Origin of the sequence: Novipirellula rosea (assembly GCF_039541335.1) — a bacterium.
Classification (GTDB): domain Bacteria; phylum Planctomycetota; class Planctomycetia; order Pirellulales; family Pirellulaceae; genus Novipirellula; species Novipirellula rosea.
Genome location: NZ_BAABGA010000029.1, coordinates 328,247 through 344,757, shown reverse-complemented (window position 1 = coordinate 344,757; position 16,511 = coordinate 328,247). Strand labels below are relative to the sequence as shown.

Here is a 16,511-nt window from a genome sequence, read left to right as displayed (position 1 = left end):
TGCAATTATAACGAGTGAGCAGTTACACTGCCTTTACCAATCACGGGCTGCTTTTTCCAACACGGCGGCCAAGTAGGGAGCGGTGGCTCCCTTTTCCGATTCGGCGATTAATTCGGGAGGGCCCTGGGCGACAATTTCGCCGCCTCCGACTCCACCGCTTGGTCCAACGTCGATGATCCAATCACATGCGGCTAACAAGTCGAATTGATGCTCGATCACGATCACGGTGTTCCCGGCATCGACCAGCCGCTGCAGCACTTGTACCAACCGCTCGATGTCTTGGAAATGCAAACCGGTCGTCGGTTCATCCAACAAATACAGTGTTCGCCCGGTGGAAACACGGGCGAGTTCCGTACCGAGTTTAATCCGCTGGGCCTCGCCACCGCTGAGTGTCGTGCTCGATTGTCCGAGCCCGAGATAGCCCAGCCCTACCGCTTGCAGTGAAGCGAGTTGACGATGAATCCGCGGGACGTTCTCGAAGAACGCCGCTGCCTCATCAATACTCATCGCCAACACATCGGCGACCGAGGCCCCTTTGAAACGCACTTGCAAGGTTTGCCGATTGAACCGTTTGCCACCGCACCGCGTGCAAGTGACAAACAAATCACTGAGAAAATTCATCTCAATCCGTTCCACGCCGAGACCTTTGCAAAGCTCGCAACGTCCTGCGGCCGAATTGAAACTGAATCGACTGGAGTTGAACCCACGCGTTTTTGCTTCTCGCGTGGCGGCAAAAACTTTGCGTACCTCGTCCAAGACGCCCGAATAGGTCGCCGGGCAACTGCGAGGACTGCGGCCGATCGGCGATTGGTCAATCGCGATCATCTTGTCGAGATACTCGACGCCGGTGATTCCGCCGTGCGGTCCCGGCGTCTCGGATTTCAGCCCCAGGTAATCGGCCACCGCGGGAGCCAAGGTGTCATTGACCAACGAGCTTTTGCCGCTGCCGGACACCCCGCTGACGCCGATGAACAGTCCAACCGGAAATTTCGCAGTGACCTTTTTTAAGTTATGAGTCTGGACGTCGCGGAGCGTCAGCCACTGACCTTCGACAGGTTGGCGGCGTTCATCAGGCACCGGGACGCTTTTCGCCCCCGAGAGATATTGGCCTGTCAAACTTTTGGGATCCTCTTCGACGTGGGCGGGCGTGCCATGGCTGATAATTTTGCCGCCAAGTTGACCGGCACCTTCGCCCATATCGATCAACACATCGGCCGACCGCATCGTCGCTTCGTCATGCTCGACCACGACGACGGTATTGCCTTGATCGCGAAGATCGGTGATACAGCGAATCAATTGATCATGATCCGCCGGGTGTAAACCGATCGACGGTTCGTCCAAGACATAACAAACGCCAACCAGTCCGCTGCCGATGCTGGTCGCCAACCGCACTCGCTGCAACTCGCCGCCACTGAGCGAATCAGCGGATCGATCGAGCGTCAGATATGTTACGCCGACACGCTTTAGGAATGCCAACCGCTTGCTGACTTCAGAGGTAATCGGTGCCGCAACGGCAGCGTGCAGCGGCGAGAACGTTTTGTCGATTCCAGCAAACCAATCCGCGGTCTCTCCGAGTGGCATCCCGCAAACTTGATGAATCCCCAGCCCATTGATCGTGACACTCAGGGCTTCTTTTCGAAGCCGGCCGCCGTGACAATCGGGACACTCGGTGGTGTGATCGTCCACGGCAATACGTCCAAGCCCGTCACAGGTTCGGCAGGCACCATAGGGGCTGTTGAAACTAAACGTCCGCGGTTCAATCTCTTCGAAACTGGCACCACACTCGACACACGCCATCGCGGTGCTGTAGATCGATTCGTGCCAATCGCCGGCATCGTCTTGAATGAGCGATGACGCCAACCCACCACCGAGTCGCAGTGCAAGCAGCACGCTATCTCGCAACCGCGAATCGGCTTCGTCACGAATCACCAGCCGATCGATGACCGCTTCGATCGTATGATTTTTCCGCGGTGCCAGCTCCGGCACCTCTTCTAGCAAGTAGGTTTCGCCATCGACGCGGGCCCGGACCAGCCCGGCTTGTTGGATCGATTCAAACACTTCGCGGTGCGCCCCGCGGCGGCCCCGCACCATCGGCGCCATCACAACCAACTTGGTTCCCGGAGCGAGCGCCGCCAGCGAATCGACAATCGCGTCGGGCGACTGTTTTGCAATGGCCGAGTTGCAGTGAGCACAATGGGGCACGCCGACCCGCGCGTACAACAGCCGCAAATAGTCATAGATCTCGCTGATCGTGGCGACGGTACTGCGTCCGTTGGTCGAACCTGGCTTTTGGTCGATCGCCAATGTCGGTGCCAGCCCATCGATCGATTCCACATCAGGCCGTGGGATCTGGTCCAAAAACTGTCTGGCGTACGCCGACAAGCTATCGATGTATTGACGCTGGCCCTCGGCGAACAGCGTATCAAACGCCAACGAACTTTTGCCGCTGCCCGATACACCGGTGATCACGGTCAAGGAGTTGTGAGGAATCTCGACATCGATGTTTTGCAGATTATGTTCGCGCGCCCCTCGGATCCGAATGGCATCGTGCGATGCAGTTCGCTTGGATTTCGATGATGGTTTTGGCGTACGCTTGGACGGACGTGTCGTGCGTTTTCGTGTTGTTGGTTTTGTTTTCAAGGACGACGCTCAATCCACTTGTAGGCTCGTTTAGCATTTCCGGCAAAAAAGTTTCGTGTGGCGGTTTCGCCTTTTTGCATCGCGTACTGCATCACGATCTTTTGCAGCACCGCGTACTCCGCAGCTCGCTCGCAAACCGGCCAATTGCTACCGTAGATCACACGATCGTCGCCAAACGCATTCCAAACGACGTCGATGTAGGGCCGGTAAAACGACAGCTCGCTGGGAACCGGTTGCCCGCTGCGTGCCGCCCCTTCGACCAACCCCGAAATCTTGCAATACACATTGGGATACTGAGCAGCAACTTTGATACCGTCAACCCAGTCGCTCGGTGGGGCGTCCGTCGTAATGGCTACATTGGCAACGTGATTGAGCACGATTCGCAACTCAGGTAACTCGCCGGCTAACTGTGAAATCGCCGCGAGCGAATCGATGCCTCCGTTCACATCAAGCGACAAGTCATACTGAGCGAGCACCGCCAATTTGGCTGCGGTCCCATTTTGCAACATTTCGTTGAGCTGTTTGGCAGAGATCCGAATCCCGCGAAACAGCGGGTTGGCGGCAAATCGCTTGACTTGATCTTCAAAATCGTCAGCCGCGGGGTCTAAACGTCCCACAATGCCAACAATGAACGGATCGTCTTTGGCGAGATCCAATAGCCAATCGTTGTCTTCGATCCACGCACTCGCTTCGACAATTACCGTCCCATCGATTGGCCGTTCGGTCTTCAGCGCACGCAGATGCTGTGGCAAAACGGTTCGGTACAGCGACGAATTCTTGTTCGGCCACGGCACCCCCTGCGGACGCGAGGGGTCATAAAAGTGCGTATGACAATCGATGATTTGCAGATCAGCGATCGAGTCGGTCTGAATTCCCTCGGGCTGAATTCCGTCGGGCTGTTGGGCGTCGAGTGAACGGGTACACAGACCGAGAGCCAACAGAATGAGTGCGAGAAACCGTTTCATAAGGAATGTCGGATAAAAGGTTTACAGTTTTTTTCAGAGCGAAATGCCGGATCCGCCCCCAACGTGCCGCAGGATAACCTAAAGATATTTGTCGAGTGGTCGATCACGCGTCAGGCGACTAAGATTTGGCTCCCAAAGACTCGACCAACCGGAAAAATCAGGTACGCAGTGCAGATTACGCCGCAGAATTTAACGAACTTGTTTGACATTATTGGAATCGGTCTAGCCCATGGTACAATCCCCCGCAGTTTCGCAGTTTGCCCCCGAAGTTTCGCGGTTGGACAACGCACCTATCGAATCGATCCAAGCAACGTTGCAGACGATCTCCGCACTGGGCGAAACCGAACGGAGCGAAATGGAACGGAGGCATCCCTTGAACGGGCTTAGGCTGTACGACCAGAGCGAACATCTGCTATTGGCAAGCTATGCGATGCACAGCGCCGATACCGAGGGGCGTCTGTATCCCGAGCCCACGCATCCTTATCGCGGCCCCTATGCTCGCGATCGCGACCGAATCCTGCACAGCAGTGCGTTCCGGCGACTAAGCGGCAAGATGCAGGTTTTTACGGGCGAGATGGGGATCTATCATCGCACCCGGCTGACGCATACGTTCGAGGTCGCCTCGGTTGCCCGCACCATGGCTCGCGTACTGCGGCTGAACGAAGATTTGACCGAGGCGTTGGCGCTGATGCACGACATCGGGCACCCGCCGTTTGGCCACTGCGGCGAGGATGTGCTGAGCGAACACATGGCGTCCGTTGGCGGTTTTTCACACAACGAATTTGCCTTAGTCATCGTCAGCGAACTCGAGCAGCGATACGTTGAATTTTCGGGACTGAATCTGTCGCGAGAAACACTGGCCGGACAAGACGTGCGAGCTCACAAGGCCGAAGCGGCCGTGGGACGAGCCCCGCTGCTAGAAGTACAGCTTGTCGACGCGGCCGATTCGATCGCCTATGACGCTCATGACGTTGACGACGCGTTGCAAATGGGACTGCTCTCGATCGACGAACTCGCGGAACTCGCCATTGTCCGGCGAGCTCTCGATTTGATTCGAGACAAACGAGGCTTCATGCCCATCCATCAACTGCGTCAATCGTTGGTTCATGAACTGATCGATCTGCAAGTCAGTGAGCTGGTCGAGGTGTCCAGCGAGATGCTGCGTCAATACGAGGGGCATCACCACAACGACATCTGTGACTTGGGAGTCCGGTTTCATCACGGCGCGACGCTCAGCACTGAACGCCGTGAATTAGAAGCGTTCTTGTTTAACGCCGTGTATCGTCATCCTCGTTTGATTCCGGTTCGAGATTCGGCGGCGAAACGCTTGAGCGAACTGTTTAACGTATTGATCAAGGACCCAAATCGTCTGCCGCTGCGATTCCGCCAACGCCAACAAGACCATCCACTTGAAAAGATCGTCGGCGAGTACTTGGCTGGGATGACCGATGCGTTTTGCGACCAGCAGCATCAATATGCGACGGGAACATCCCGAGGCCCCCTCGCAGACTGGTAGCAGTTACGGATCAGAGAAAAGGTGCCGGTTAGAGAAAGTTTTCTCATCGTAGCGGTCATGCCGCGCCGATGAAGAAAACTGGAGTCTCGGTAGATGCTCTCGCAATCGCGTTACGCGGATTGCTTGCATCTGCCAGAACGGCCATCTTCGCACGACTTTTCTCAAAAGTAGCTGTTATGAAAACGTCACCGATCTCACGGTCTCTGCTAGCAACCACGAAAACGTTGTCTACCGCGATTGTCGCAGTAGCACTTGCTTCTTTGCTTGCAAATGATCTCCATCTTCTTTCGCATGCCGAGGGAGCCGAGAATCAGCTTCGCTCATCCGCGGCGAGCCCCTCGATGGAGCAGACGCGAGTGATGTGGGAACCCAAGCGATCGGCAAAGCCGATGCCGAAGCGACGGTCGTTGGTATCGCAAGCGGCTCGCGGCAACGTGATTGACGAAATGCCCACCGAACCTTTGGTGGACGACCAAATTCGCCAAGTCGGATTCTACGATGGCGGCTGTACCAACTGTGGTCCGGTTTGCGATTGTGGTGGCGAAGTCAGCTGCGGCGTCGAGCCGGGCTGTGGTTTTGAACCCGGTTGTGGGTTCGAGCCAGGCTACGGGTATGAAGTCGGTTGTGGCGCCGAATATGGCGATCCCGGATGTGGCGTCGAGGCATGTCCTAGTTGCCATGGCGAACCGGTTTGCGGGATGGAATCGATCGGTTACCACGACGCCAGCTGTGGGCTGGAATCGATCAGTGGCAACTATTGCGACAGCTGTGGTGGTGGCGGGTGCGATTCATGCTGTGGCGTGCAAACGTATCCATTGTTCCTGCCGCTGCTGCGAGTCAATTGGCATCGATTCGACTTTTTCGCCGGTGTCCAAGGATTCAAAGGCCCGCTCAGCTTTGCCAATACCGATGGCGGCAACGGTCGTAGCCGTGTTGGATCAGGCAGCTTCGGTTTTTACGAAGGCTTCAACGAAGGACGTTCGCTGAAACCGTTGTTTGGCTGGGACATGTCACTGCAACTCGGTGTGCGAGCGACTCAGAACAATCTGTCGGGTGCCGAATTCACCAGCGACCGACGTCATCAAGTGTTTGTCACGGGCGGATTTTTCCGCCGCGTTGATTATGGTTTGCAGTACGGGTTGGTCGTCGACTACATGAACGACGATTGGTACTACCAAGCCGACTTGACCCAACTGCGTGGTGAATTGAGCTGGAAAGAAAACGGCTGTCACGTCTATGGATTCCAGTTCATGACCAGTCTTGGCGACGACAGTTCCTCGACCTTGGTCCGCAACGCAGCAGGAGCCACCGTGATCTCGAGCATCGACTTCGAGTCGACGGATCAGTACCGATTCTTCTATCGCCGTATGCTTCACAACGCCGGATCGTGGGACGCGTTCGCCGGATGGACCAATCATGATGATGGCATTCTCGGCACGACGATGACGCTGCCACTTCGCCAAAAGTTGGCTCTTTCGACCGGAGCAACCTACTTGATTCCAAACGAGGGAACCAACAACGGCGGTTACCAGGAAGAGTCATGGAACATCGCTATCGGATTGGTTTATCGTCCCGGTGGCCCACGCGGGGCAGGCCGTTACAGCCGTCCAATGTTTGACGTCGCCGACAACGGCACGTTCATGGTCGATCGCAAATAGACGGATTCCGTCATAGCCGTAGGCCGGACCGCAGCCTTAGCGAAGTTCTGGCCTAGGGAATTCGGATGTTAAAGAACGCGGACGTCCTGAGACGTCCGGCGACTGTCGATGACAAGCCCGGAAGCTTATCGTGCATTAGTCGGCCAAATAGCCCGACAAGGTGCGTTTGGGCGTTGGCAATTTTAGTAGCGGAGCGAACGAAGCGGTGTTCTCATCGACATCGATAAACAGATCCGCCAGGCTTGCTTGGTCGCCTTGAGTCAATCGCTCGTAACCGGCTACAAATTCCGCCTTCTCGCTCCAGTCATCGTCGCTACAGGATGGCAACAGCGATGCCAAGGCAACGCATGCTCCGCCGCGAGCCGATTCGCCTTGGGCAAGTAGCGATTCAAGCTGAGTGTGCTGGGCAATCAAGGTCACAAAGTCCTTGGGCAAACTCCATCGATTCGCCAAGAGTGCCGCGGCATCGGCATGATCCCAGCCGAACATTTCTTGTTCCAGTCCACTCAAACGTCGACTCTCGGCCGCACGTCGTTCGACGAGCGCCTGGTATTGTTCTGGCAATTCCTTCAGCAACAACGGAATCGCCATATCTTGCAGAAGTGCTCCGGCAAACAAGTCTTCGGCGTTTTCGACTTTCAGCGAACGCCCGAGCTTGCGTGCCAGGATCGCCCGTCGCAGCGAGTCTTGCCAAAGCGACTTCAAGTCGAACGGACCAAATTTTGGATTGGGAATCACGCTGAACACGGCGTTCCAAAGCGCAAAGTTCGTGATCGCTCGACTGCCCACCAATGTCAACGCTTGTTGCACACTCATGATCTCGCGGCTGAAACCAAAGTACGACGAGTTCACGAACTTCAACACTTGCCCCATCAGCCCCGGATCGGCCTCGATCGGCTTGGCAAATTCGGGCGGCCCCACATCCTCTCGCTGCGAAAGCTGCAGCAGGGCGATCGCGCTGTGCGGAAGCGCAGGCAATACGTCCGAGTGAAAGACATCTTCGAGAGCGGTGGTATTGATGACGGTCGACATGATTTTTTTGTGGGCTTTGGACCTAGGAATTTTTTCGTCGGGTGATTTCTGCAGGTGGCGAACACGAATGATTTGCCTCTGAAACCTAGGCCAAGAATCACCCGAGGGCAACGTTTTTATCGGGGCTCGATCAAGCAACCAAAGCGTGGGGCCAACAACCGGAAATTCCGTTACAAACCGTCACTGCGGCGTCCGCATGGCATCGGTTTCCCGGTTCACCATCGCGGTGAATCCACGATGCAACCCGCGTTGCGTTTGGGCAGCTTATGTTGCCCAAAACAAACGTCCACGGATCCCCGCCGGGAACGCACAACAATCGCACAACCCGTTACTCAGCAAGAACTTAGAACACACGTAAACCCATTTGAATCGCGAATTGGTTCGCTTTGTGCAACGTTGCTCCCTTTAATATGAGCAACCTTGGATTCAACAAAAACGACATTCGTCTCCTGAAGCATTGTCTATGGATCAATGCCAAGTGCGTTACGCTGATCGTGGCGTTCGTGATCGCATTGCAATGGGCTCACGGCGATCCAATCCCTTCGCTTGCCACCGCCCCCGCAGCAACAACATCTGCAGTCACCTCGGCTGCAGACTCGTCAGTGACGCCTGCGGTCACATCGACAGGATCCCGACCGCTGAACCCGATCCCGCCAACCGGTTGGCGGCGGACCAATCGCGGCTGGGAACATACTTCGTCGTGGCCGCAAACCAGCGGGCTGGGGCAAACGCATTCGATTAGCGAATTGATCGCGATGCAAGAGTCACGCGAACCGAAATGGTTCAATTCGATGCTTGGCCGCGTCAGCGGGATTCCACCGTTAATGATCGCGGTCCTTCAAATCACCATGATCGCGGTGATTTTCAATATGGCTAAGCCCAAAGCACGCGTCTAACCCGCCGTCTTCTATTCAGCCGGTTCTATTCGGCCGGTTCTATTCGGCCGTGTTTTATTCGACCGTGGCGACCTTCGCCTGCTGGGCAAACGTCTTGGCGTTCATGTGAGTCGAATCGCCGTTGACGCTCACGACATAGCCGCCCGAACCGGCGACGGCCGCTTCAAAGCCAAGGATGGCGGTGGGATCGACCGCAGGGTCGGTAAAGAGCACCGCGTTGTACAACATCATCATGTCACCCTCGGTAAGCCGCCGCAGCGATTCGCCGAGGATATCAATCTCACCGCTAGACTGCGTCGTCGTCGGATCCTGGTCTGCAGGAATGCTTGCTTCGATAAACGTAGCGAACTCGGTAACATCCTTGGGCGACTTTCCATTCTCGGTTTGAAAGCGGCGATATTGCGATGCCAACTCGCTCAAACAGCCACGTTTCAGCAAGATCTCTTTAGCAGCCGAGTCATCGCTGCAACCACCGATGGCAAACCCAATCAACGTCGTGATCATGCATAGCAGGATTGCCAGTCGGCGATCGCAAGCTGGATAGGCGACGATGTCGCTGGATGCCTTGCCGCCGAGGGATTCACCAGCGAACCCGTCATGGATATCGGCCGAACCGTGATCGAGTTGCAATTCATTGTGAAGGGGATAGATTCGCATCGATGAGACAGCCTTTAAAAAAGAAGATGGCAGGTAAAACTTAGCACACAGACGCACAAAGTAACGTCAAACAAAGTCGTGCCAGACAAAGTCGATGACAAGAGAACGTCTGGGGCAGACTGAGTCGCGGCAAAAAAATAGCCCGGGCCAGCCAAATAGCTGCCCGGGCTACGGTGAGCCGCTTGCTTATGATTTCAGCAAAATGCCGATCGCAACGAGGTAGCGTTCGATCGTTTCGGCATCGGTTTGTTCCCACTTCGCCGACTTGTGACGCAGCACGGCTAACTTCAGCGATTCGATGGCATCGGCCAAATCATCGGGAAGTTCGGGCAATCCCGCGAACGGTTGGCTGGTCGAAGGAGTCTCGGCCGAGGATTCTGATTTCGACTCGGCCTCGGCCATCGGCGGGTTCGCCTTGGAGGCATCCATCGCGGAAAACTCTTCTTCGTCGCCAAAGTCGGGGCCTTCGGGTCGCGGTCCCGTAGCGACTTCGCCGGCGCTCTCTTCGTCAAAATCTTTGGTACGGCCGCCGCCTTGCGCGGGCAACACGACGTCTTCGTCGGTGTCGACTTCGACAATTTGGCTGTTGGTTGGCCGTTGCGATTCGACCGCTCCGGTGGCTTCCCAGCGTTTTTCACGCATTTGGGAAACACTCCAAGATTCCTGAACGGCACCTTCGAGCCACAACGGAGCGTCGTCCCAATCGAGAGCCGCCAAGAAATGGCTCCAATACAATTTGTCATAAGTGGCACGGGTCGAACCAAAACGGTCGAAAACGCGACGCAAACGTCCCACGTGCGGTGCGGTCACGCCGCCCACACGACGTGCCCATGCTTCGTCGGAGTATTCGGTCGAAGGCGCCCCGGACTCGATCAGTGCCAAACGCCATTGGTGGACGATTTCGCCCTTTTCCCAATTCGTCGTGCTGATCAATTGGTTCCACTGGCCAACAAACGGCTGCGCCAATTCGGCCAAACGTGGATCGTCTTCATCCCAAGCTTGCTTGGCTTCGACGATCTCTTGCTCATCGACATCCGATTCGCTCGCCTCGCTCACCAACACTTCGGCGTTGTCCGCATCATCGGCCGAGGCAACGGGGGCGGCCACGTCGTCGCTCGAATCGACGTCTTCGTACGTTTCGGTCTCTAAATTTGTTTCGGTTTCATAACTGGATTGGTTTTCATACGTTTCGGTCCCATTGGAATCGAGTTCCTGGGAATCCGTCGCAGAAACTTCCGCCGCATCGACATCCGTTTGCACAGGAACGTCGTAAGAATCTTCGGGGGTCATCGGCATCCGTCGCGTGAGGAGTGGGAATCAGTGCATCGAGGCTTCAGGCCGAACCATGAGGCGTGAAAAGCCAGAAAACGGGGCAGACAAGACTCGCCTTGCCACCGCACGTCTACGCTAACGAACGATGAAGCCGCAATGAAGTCACTCGCATCAATTTCGGTCATGGCCCCGCAAAACACACGTTAGTCGTAGCGATTGCAGAAACAATGCGGTGTGGAAAAACTGTCACGAACTCGCTCTAAAACCGAATCGATCGGATTTTAGCGGGTGCGGAGTCATCGCATACGGCACATTTTTCGCTCGCGGAAAGGTCACAACGCCCCCGACCGAGGGAGCGACTTGCATGTCCGCCGCGGCCGTGAACAAGAATTCGGGCGGAGTAATGAGTCTGAGACGCACGAATCCACTGACCGGTACTGGAAAGGGCGATTTGACCAGCATCTCGGCGATTTTTGCTCAAGTCGCCCGTCGTATTGACACCTTGGCACAATCGATACAGCATGCGCCTCGTCATCCAACGCTGCTGGAATCAAATTAGCTGCCGTCTGGCTTGCCCATGGTGCGCCACCGGCTTGCTTCCTCGTTATCCCCGTGCCCCTGCTGCTATGACAAAACTCTTCGAAAAACTGACGCTCAAAGATGTCACCTTGCGAAACCGCATCGCCGTGTCGCCGATGTGTCAATATTCATCCGACGATGGTTTTCCAAACGATTGGCATCTCGTCCATCTGGGTTCACGCGCCATTGGCGGGGCAGGCTTGGTGGTGGTCGAGGCGACCGCGGTATCGCCTGAGGGCCGGATCAGCCCCGCCGACAGCGGGATCTATAGCGATGATCACGTCGAGCCGTTTGCCAAGCTTGCCCGGTTTCTAAAAGAACATGGCTCGGTCGCCGGCATTCAACTCGCACATGCCGGTCGCAAGGCGAGTGCGAGTAAACCGTGGGAAGGGGACAAACATCTTGCCAATGACGAAGGAGGCTGGGACACGATCGCACCATCGCCAATCGCTTTTGGCGACAAACTCTCCAAACAGCCAAAAGAGATGACGCTCGATGATATCACCCGGGTCAAAGGCGATTTCGTGCGTGCCGCCGAGCGGGCATTGGCAGCCGGTTTTAACTATCTCGAAATCCACTTTGCCCACGGTTACTTGGCACACGAGTTCTATTCGCCCTTGTCCAACAAACGGACCGATGCCTATGGCGGTGACTTCGAAAACCGTATTCGTTTTATGATGGAAACGTTTGCTGCGGTGCGAAAGGTGTGGCCCGAGCGGCTGCCGTTGACCGCTCGATTGTCGGTGACCGATTGGGTCGATGGAGGCGTCACGATCGACGAGTCGATCGAATTGACTCGCAAACTAAAATCCGCCGGCTTGGACCTGCTGGATGTCAGCCACGGATTTGTGACTCCCGATATCGATAGCGTCCCTTGGGGCCCCGGGTTCATGATTCCGATCGCAGGTCGGATCCGCAAAGAGGCTAATATTCCGACCACCACCAGTTGGTCGATCACCGAACCGCAGCAAGCCGAGGATGCACTGCAAAAAGAACAAGTCGACATGGTGATGTTGGGGCGTGAACTGCTGCGAGATCCGTACTGGCCCTACCACGCGGCCGAAACGCTCGGCGCAGAAGTGGCCAGCGACATCTTGCCGGTCCAATACGCACGCGCGGTCGATTAAGTGATCGGCGTGGCAAGCAGGGCTCGCTAAGCAGGGCTCGCGAAAAACAAACGTCTTTTCCGCGTCTCTCGGTGATTCCAGGTCCTTTGGCTACTTCGAGCGAGCCTTGGCTGCTCGTGATTTCCGCCATCGTCACGCAGTTTGTTCGCGACTATAATGGCGACTCCCTCCCATATTGCGATTTCCCATCGCTGAGTCCCCCGCATCACTGCCCCCCGAACCCCCCTCGCTCACCAACCGATCCAACGCGAGCAAATGAAGCGTTGAATCGCGGAGCAACAGCGTTTTGATCGCGGCGCGATCAATGACGCTCCCCACCAATCGCATACGCCCACAGGCATAACGTTCGATGTTGATCGCACGCAATTTCTATCGCTCTACACAAAAGCGCCCATCCTGCCAAAGCTCTATAGGCTTGATGCGTGTCACGCTGCTTGTCCTGATTTCGGCATCAACGCTTGTCGCCGAGCAACCGGCGACTGGGGCGACGCCCGCAGCCGGAACCCAACTCAGCAGCGAAGCGGTCACGTTTTTCGAGTCAAAGATCCGACCGTTGCTGATCGAACATTGCTACGAGTGCCATTCGCATGAAGCCGACGCCAGCGAAGGCGAACTGTATGTCGATTCGCGTGCCGGACTGCGACGTGGCGGGACTCGGGGTGCCGCGATCTCGGACACCGATCGATCCAAAAGCCTGCTGCTTCGTGCAGTCGAGTATGTGGATGACGACATGCAGATGCCGCCGGAGGGCAAACTTGATGACGACGCGATTGCGAACCTTCGCAGCTGGGTTGAAATGGGGGCACCGGACCCGCGTGTTATCGAACAGGATGCGACCCACCAGCCCTCGGTTTCACCGATGGACATCGACCCCAAATCGCACTGGGCGTTTGTCGCCCCCGTGTCACCCGATCCGCCACCGCAGCATGATCCCCGATCCCACGACGTGATCGACGATTTTGCGAGCCAACGAGCGACCGAGAAGGGGGTGACGCTGGCCGAACCGGCGCCGCGTGAAACGCTGATCCGCCGTGTCTATTTTGATTTGACCGGACTACCACCTAGTGAGTCCGCGATTGAGCAGTTTGTCGCTTCGACGCGGCCTGATGCGTACGTGCGTTTGGTCGATTCGCTGTTGGCGTCCCCCGAATACGCCGAGCGGTTTTCTCGCTATTGGTTGGATGTGGCACGCTACGCCGACACGGTTGGCTACGCACTCGGGGGCAAGGAACGTCGTTTAAAAGGGAGCGATCGTTACCGCGATTGGACGATTCATGCATTTGGCTCGGACATGCCATTTAACGAAATGATCCTGCACCAATTGGCGGGGGATCGCACCGACCCCAATAACGAAGCGGGCAATCTCGACGCGATGGGCTTTTTAACCGTCGGACGTCGCTACTTGAACGGTTTAGATACGCGCGATGATCGCATCGACGTGATCACTCGCGGGTTACTCGGGTTGACCGTCAGCTGTGCTCGTTGCCACGACCACAAATTCGACCCGATTCCGACAGCGGATTATTACGCGATGTTCGGAATCCTCAGCAGCAGCAAGCATCACGAGGACGGAAAAAGCCCGTTGATGATGTCCGATATCGAAAAGCCGCACGATCATCCGATCTTGGTCCGTGGCCAACAGGGGAATCGAGGCGAGATTGCGCCGCGGCAATATTTCACCGCGCTGCGTGATGCGGATGACAAACCGTTTCGTGATGGCAGCGGTCGTTGGGAATTGGCGAACAAGATCGCCGCAGCAGACAATCCGCTGACCTCGCGAGTTTTTGTCAATCGAATCTGGGGGCATTTAACCGGCAAACCGTTGGTCGAATCGACAAGTGACTTCGGAGTACGGACTCCGCCGCCTGCGGTTGCCGAGGTGCTCGAAGAATTGGCGGTGGATTTTTCGCGACACCAGAGTGTTAAGAAAACGGTCCGCCGCATCGTCCTTTCACGAATCTATCGGCAAGCAGTATCGTCCTCCGAGCGAAATCTTGAACTTGATCCCGACAATGGACTACTGGCCCGCGCGAACCGTCGCCGGCGTGATTTTGAATCGCTGCGTGATTCGTTCTTGGCGGTTTCAGGGTCGTTGCAGCACACGATCGGTGGCGAGCCGGTCCAGATCACCGGACCGACGCCCGCCCCCCGGCGTACGATCTACGCGATGATCGATCGTCAGAATTTGCCAGCGGTGTTTCGCACCTTTGACTTTGCCAGTCCCGATGCTCATTCGCCCAATCGCTATTTCACGACGGTGCCGCAACAGTCACTGTACTTGCTAAACGGAGCCCAATCTCAGGAATTAGCGAGGCGGGTAGCGAAGGAAGTCCGGCGAACTGTCGCTCGCAACAGTGAACAGCCCAACGAGTTGGCGTACACACAAACACTGGTTCGACGTGTGTTGTCGCGTGAACCCAGTGAAGAGGAACAACGACAATTCGTTTCCTTTTTACAACAAGCTCCGGCGCCGTTCGTTGTCGCGAGTGAGCACTGGACCTACGGCACCGCGAAACTGGATGCCGACCGCCGTGTCAGCGAGTTCCAACCGCTTGCGGTATTCAAAGACAAACGCTGGCAAGCCAAGGACAAGTACCCCGACGATGGTTCGTTTGGCTATGCGGCGTTGACCGACAATGGAGGTCACGCCATGCGGGGCGCCGACGGCGGCGTCGTGCGGCGCTGGACCGCACCGGTGGCGGGCGACGTCACAATCGCGGGGATGATCGGGCATCGCGAAAAACGAGGTGACGGAGTCCAGGCGATCGTGTGGTGCGGCAAAGAGCAATTGTTCAGCGAAGTTCGTCACGGCGAAAATCGTGAATTCGGACCACTGAAAACACGGATCGAAAAGGGACAAACAATCGATTTCGTCATCAATCGCGGGGATTCCGATAGTTTCGACTCGTTCGTGTGGCAAGCCACGATCAAATTGGTGACCGAGACCGGACAGGAATTTGAAACCGATTCGGCCGAAGACTTCAAAGGTCCCGGCAGAAACGCGGCATCACGACCACTCGATCGACTCGAGCAACTGGCCCAAGTCTTATTGATGAGCAACGAATTTGCGTTCGTGGATTAGCCGAACATCACCGCGTTTGTGCTAGCCGTCTCCGAGTAGCGGAAGTCGTCAACGGCTTTCGTTCGATTGACGGATGCCTCCCGAAACTCTTGACGAGTTCCGCTACGAAAAAAGGCTTCACGACGTCAGCCAAAACGGCTAACCAAAGCAGCCGGCCCTACATCCCGTCAGAATCGGTCGACGCGACAATCTGGTCGATCTCGCTGACGATCTCGGGTGGCAAGCGAGTGGCGGTGCATGTTTCGCGTATCTGAGTCGGCCGACGAGCACCGACGAGCGCGGCGGTAACGCCCGGCTGCGACACCGCCCAACCGATCGACAATTCGGCAATGGTACGGTTCGTACGTTCGCCAAGTATCTGCATTTGATCCAATATCCTATGCGTCCGCTCGCGTGCAGCGCCTTGGAAAATCGGATACCCAGGCCGACTATCGCCTTCGGCAAACACATGATCGCGTTTGATTTTGCCTGCCAACAAGCCTTTCATCAGCGTCCAAAACACGTAGACCTGGCCGCCATCCTGATTCGCCTCGGGGATCAATTGATCGAGCGAATCACGCTGCAACAGATTTAGCGGACACTCGATCGCATCACAGCGAACCACCGACGCGAACTGTGCCCTTTGTGCCGGCGTCACATTGCTAACCCCGGTGCGTTTGCAGAGCCCTCGTCGCTGGAGTTCCGCGATCGCAGCGGCCGAGGTTTCGATTGCCACGTTTGGATCGGGCGAGTGCAACATCAGCACGTCAAAGCAATCGATCCCGAGTCGACGCAAGGATTCTTCGGCATCAGTAGTGAGCGTTCCGGCCGAACCATCGATGACCCGTTTGCGATCGCTTGACCATCGCTGGCCCACCTTTCCAATCACCTCGAAACGGTCGCGATCCTCGGCCAAAAACGGCCGTAAAATCTTATCGCTCTCGCCGTCATAACCGTAGCTGAATGCGGTATCAAACGCGGTCACGCCCAAATCGATGGCGGTGGCGATAGTGGCTTCGGCATCGCTGCGGGTGACGCCCATAGTGGTGACGCCCGCGATGGGCCAGAGACCAAGCACGATCGGTTTTTCGTTATTCATGCTTGTCAT

General features: G+C 56.4%; 12 protein-coding genes. 6 read left to right on the top strand and 6 right to left on the bottom strand.

Going from position 1 to position 16,511, the window contains the following annotated elements; all coding sequences use genetic code 11:
- Nucleotides 1-33 precede the first annotated feature (33 nt).
- Nucleotides 34-2,541, bottom strand: a complete 2,508-nt coding sequence (uvrA, locus tag ABD971_RS11210; protein WP_339940252.1) for an excinuclease ABC subunit UvrA — start codon at nucleotides 2,539-2,541, stop codon at nucleotides 34-36.
- Between the two features lie 95 nt (nucleotides 2,542-2,636).
- Entirely contained in the window at nucleotides 2,637-3,605 is a 969-nt protein-coding gene (locus ABD971_RS11205) for an amidohydrolase family protein (RefSeq protein WP_345322035.1), read from the bottom strand.
- Between the two features lie 373 nt (nucleotides 3,606-3,978).
- Between ABD971_RS11205 and dgt the strand changes: the two genes are divergently transcribed.
- Nucleotides 3,979-5,121 carry a dGTP triphosphohydrolase gene (dgt, locus tag ABD971_RS11200; protein ID WP_425571292.1) on the top strand — a complete coding sequence of 381 codons (1,143 nt, stop codon included), beginning with the start codon at nucleotides 3,979-3,981 and terminating at the stop codon, nucleotides 5,119-5,121.
- A 176-nt stretch (nucleotides 5,122-5,297) separates the two neighbouring features.
- Nucleotides 5,298-6,779 carry a DUF6666 family protein gene (locus ABD971_RS11195; RefSeq protein ID WP_339940118.1) on the top strand — a complete coding sequence of 494 codons (1,482 nt, stop codon included), beginning with the start codon at nucleotides 5,298-5,300 and terminating at the stop codon, nucleotides 6,777-6,779.
- Between the two features lie 135 nt (nucleotides 6,780-6,914).
- On the opposite strand, the gene ABD971_RS11190 is transcribed toward ABD971_RS11195, so the two are convergent.
- On the bottom strand, nucleotides 6,915-7,811 hold the full coding sequence (locus tag ABD971_RS11190; protein ID WP_339940116.1) for an HDOD domain-containing protein: 897 nt from the start codon (nucleotides 7,809-7,811) through the stop codon (nucleotides 6,915-6,917).
- A 410-nt stretch (nucleotides 7,812-8,221) separates the two neighbouring features.
- Between ABD971_RS11190 and ABD971_RS11185 the strand changes: the two genes are divergently transcribed.
- Complete coding sequence (locus tag ABD971_RS11185; RefSeq protein ID WP_339940114.1) at nucleotides 8,222-8,707, top strand: hypothetical protein; 486 nt, start codon at nucleotides 8,222-8,224, stop codon at nucleotides 8,705-8,707.
- 54 nt (nucleotides 8,708-8,761) lie between these two features.
- Here the strand turns inward: ABD971_RS11185 and ABD971_RS11180 are convergent, their stop codons facing one another.
- Both ABD971_RS11180 and ABD971_RS11175 read right to left on the bottom strand, forming a co-directional pair.
- A complete protein-coding gene (locus tag ABD971_RS11180) occupies nucleotides 8,762-9,364 on the bottom strand; it encodes a hypothetical protein (RefSeq protein ID WP_345322030.1) in 603 nt (200 codons plus the stop codon).
- Between the two features lie 186 nt (nucleotides 9,365-9,550).
- Nucleotides 9,551-10,654: a hypothetical protein gene (locus ABD971_RS11175; RefSeq protein ID WP_345322027.1), complete on the bottom strand. Its 1,104-nt coding sequence runs from the start codon at nucleotides 10,652-10,654 to the stop codon at nucleotides 9,551-9,553.
- Between the two features lie 346 nt (nucleotides 10,655-11,000).
- Here ABD971_RS11175 and ABD971_RS11170 point away from each other — a divergent pair, with 346 nt between their 5' ends.
- The 3 genes from ABD971_RS11170 (at nucleotide 11,001) to ABD971_RS11160 (ending at nucleotide 15,424) form a co-directional block, all read left to right on the top strand.
- Nucleotides 11,001-11,195 (top strand): hypothetical protein, encoded by a 195-nt coding sequence (locus ABD971_RS11170; protein WP_345322025.1) that lies wholly within the window; start codon nucleotides 11,001-11,003, stop codon nucleotides 11,193-11,195.
- 67 nt (nucleotides 11,196-11,262) lie between these two features.
- Nucleotides 11,263-12,342 (top strand): NADH:flavin oxidoreductase/NADH oxidase, encoded by a 1,080-nt coding sequence (locus ABD971_RS11165; RefSeq protein WP_345322022.1) that lies wholly within the window; start codon nucleotides 11,263-11,265, stop codon nucleotides 12,340-12,342.
- Nucleotides 12,343-12,760: 418 nt separating this feature from the next.
- Nucleotides 12,761-15,424, top strand: a complete 2,664-nt coding sequence (locus ABD971_RS11160) for a PSD1 and planctomycete cytochrome C domain-containing protein (protein ID WP_345322020.1) — start codon at nucleotides 12,761-12,763, stop codon at nucleotides 15,422-15,424.
- Between the two features lie 157 nt (nucleotides 15,425-15,581).
- Here the strand turns inward: ABD971_RS11160 and ABD971_RS11155 are convergent, their stop codons facing one another.
- Entirely contained in the window at nucleotides 15,582-16,502 is a 921-nt protein-coding gene (locus tag ABD971_RS11155) for an aldo/keto reductase (protein WP_345322017.1), read from the bottom strand.
- Nucleotides 16,503-16,511 lie beyond the last annotated feature (9 nt).

Bases quoted from the DNA above. Each gene is read 5' to 3' on its own strand.
- ABD971_RS11205 (WP_345322035.1), bottom strand. From the start codon at position 3,605: ATGAAACGGTTTCTCGCACTCATTCTGTTGGCTCTCGGTCTGTGTACC.
- ABD971_RS11195 (WP_339940118.1), top strand. From the start codon at position 5,298: ATGAAAACGTCACCGATCTCACGGTCTCTGCTAGCAACCACGAAAACG.
- ABD971_RS11190 (WP_339940116.1), bottom strand. From the start codon at position 7,811: ATGTCGACCGTCATCAATACCACCGCTCTCGAAGATGTCTTTCACTCG.
- ABD971_RS11185 (WP_339940114.1), top strand. From the start codon at position 8,222: ATGAGCAACCTTGGATTCAACAAAAACGACATTCGTCTCCTGAAGCAT.
- ABD971_RS11180 (WP_345322030.1), bottom strand. From the start codon at position 9,364: ATGCGAATCTATCCCCTTCACAATGAATTGCAACTCGATCACGGTTCG.
- ABD971_RS11175 (WP_345322027.1), bottom strand. From the start codon at position 10,654: ATGACCCCCGAAGATTCTTACGACGTTCCTGTGCAAACGGATGTCGAT.
- ABD971_RS11170 (WP_345322025.1), top strand. From the start codon at position 11,001: ATGTCCGCCGCGGCCGTGAACAAGAATTCGGGCGGAGTAATGAGTCTG.
- ABD971_RS11165 (WP_345322022.1), top strand. From the start codon at position 11,263: ATGACAAAACTCTTCGAAAAACTGACGCTCAAAGATGTCACCTTGCGA.
- ABD971_RS11160 (WP_345322020.1), top strand. From the start codon at position 12,761: ATGCGTGTCACGCTGCTTGTCCTGATTTCGGCATCAACGCTTGTCGCC.
- ABD971_RS11155 (WP_345322017.1), bottom strand. From the start codon at position 16,502: ATGAATAACGAAAAACCGATCGTGCTTGGTCTCTGGCCCATCGCGGGC.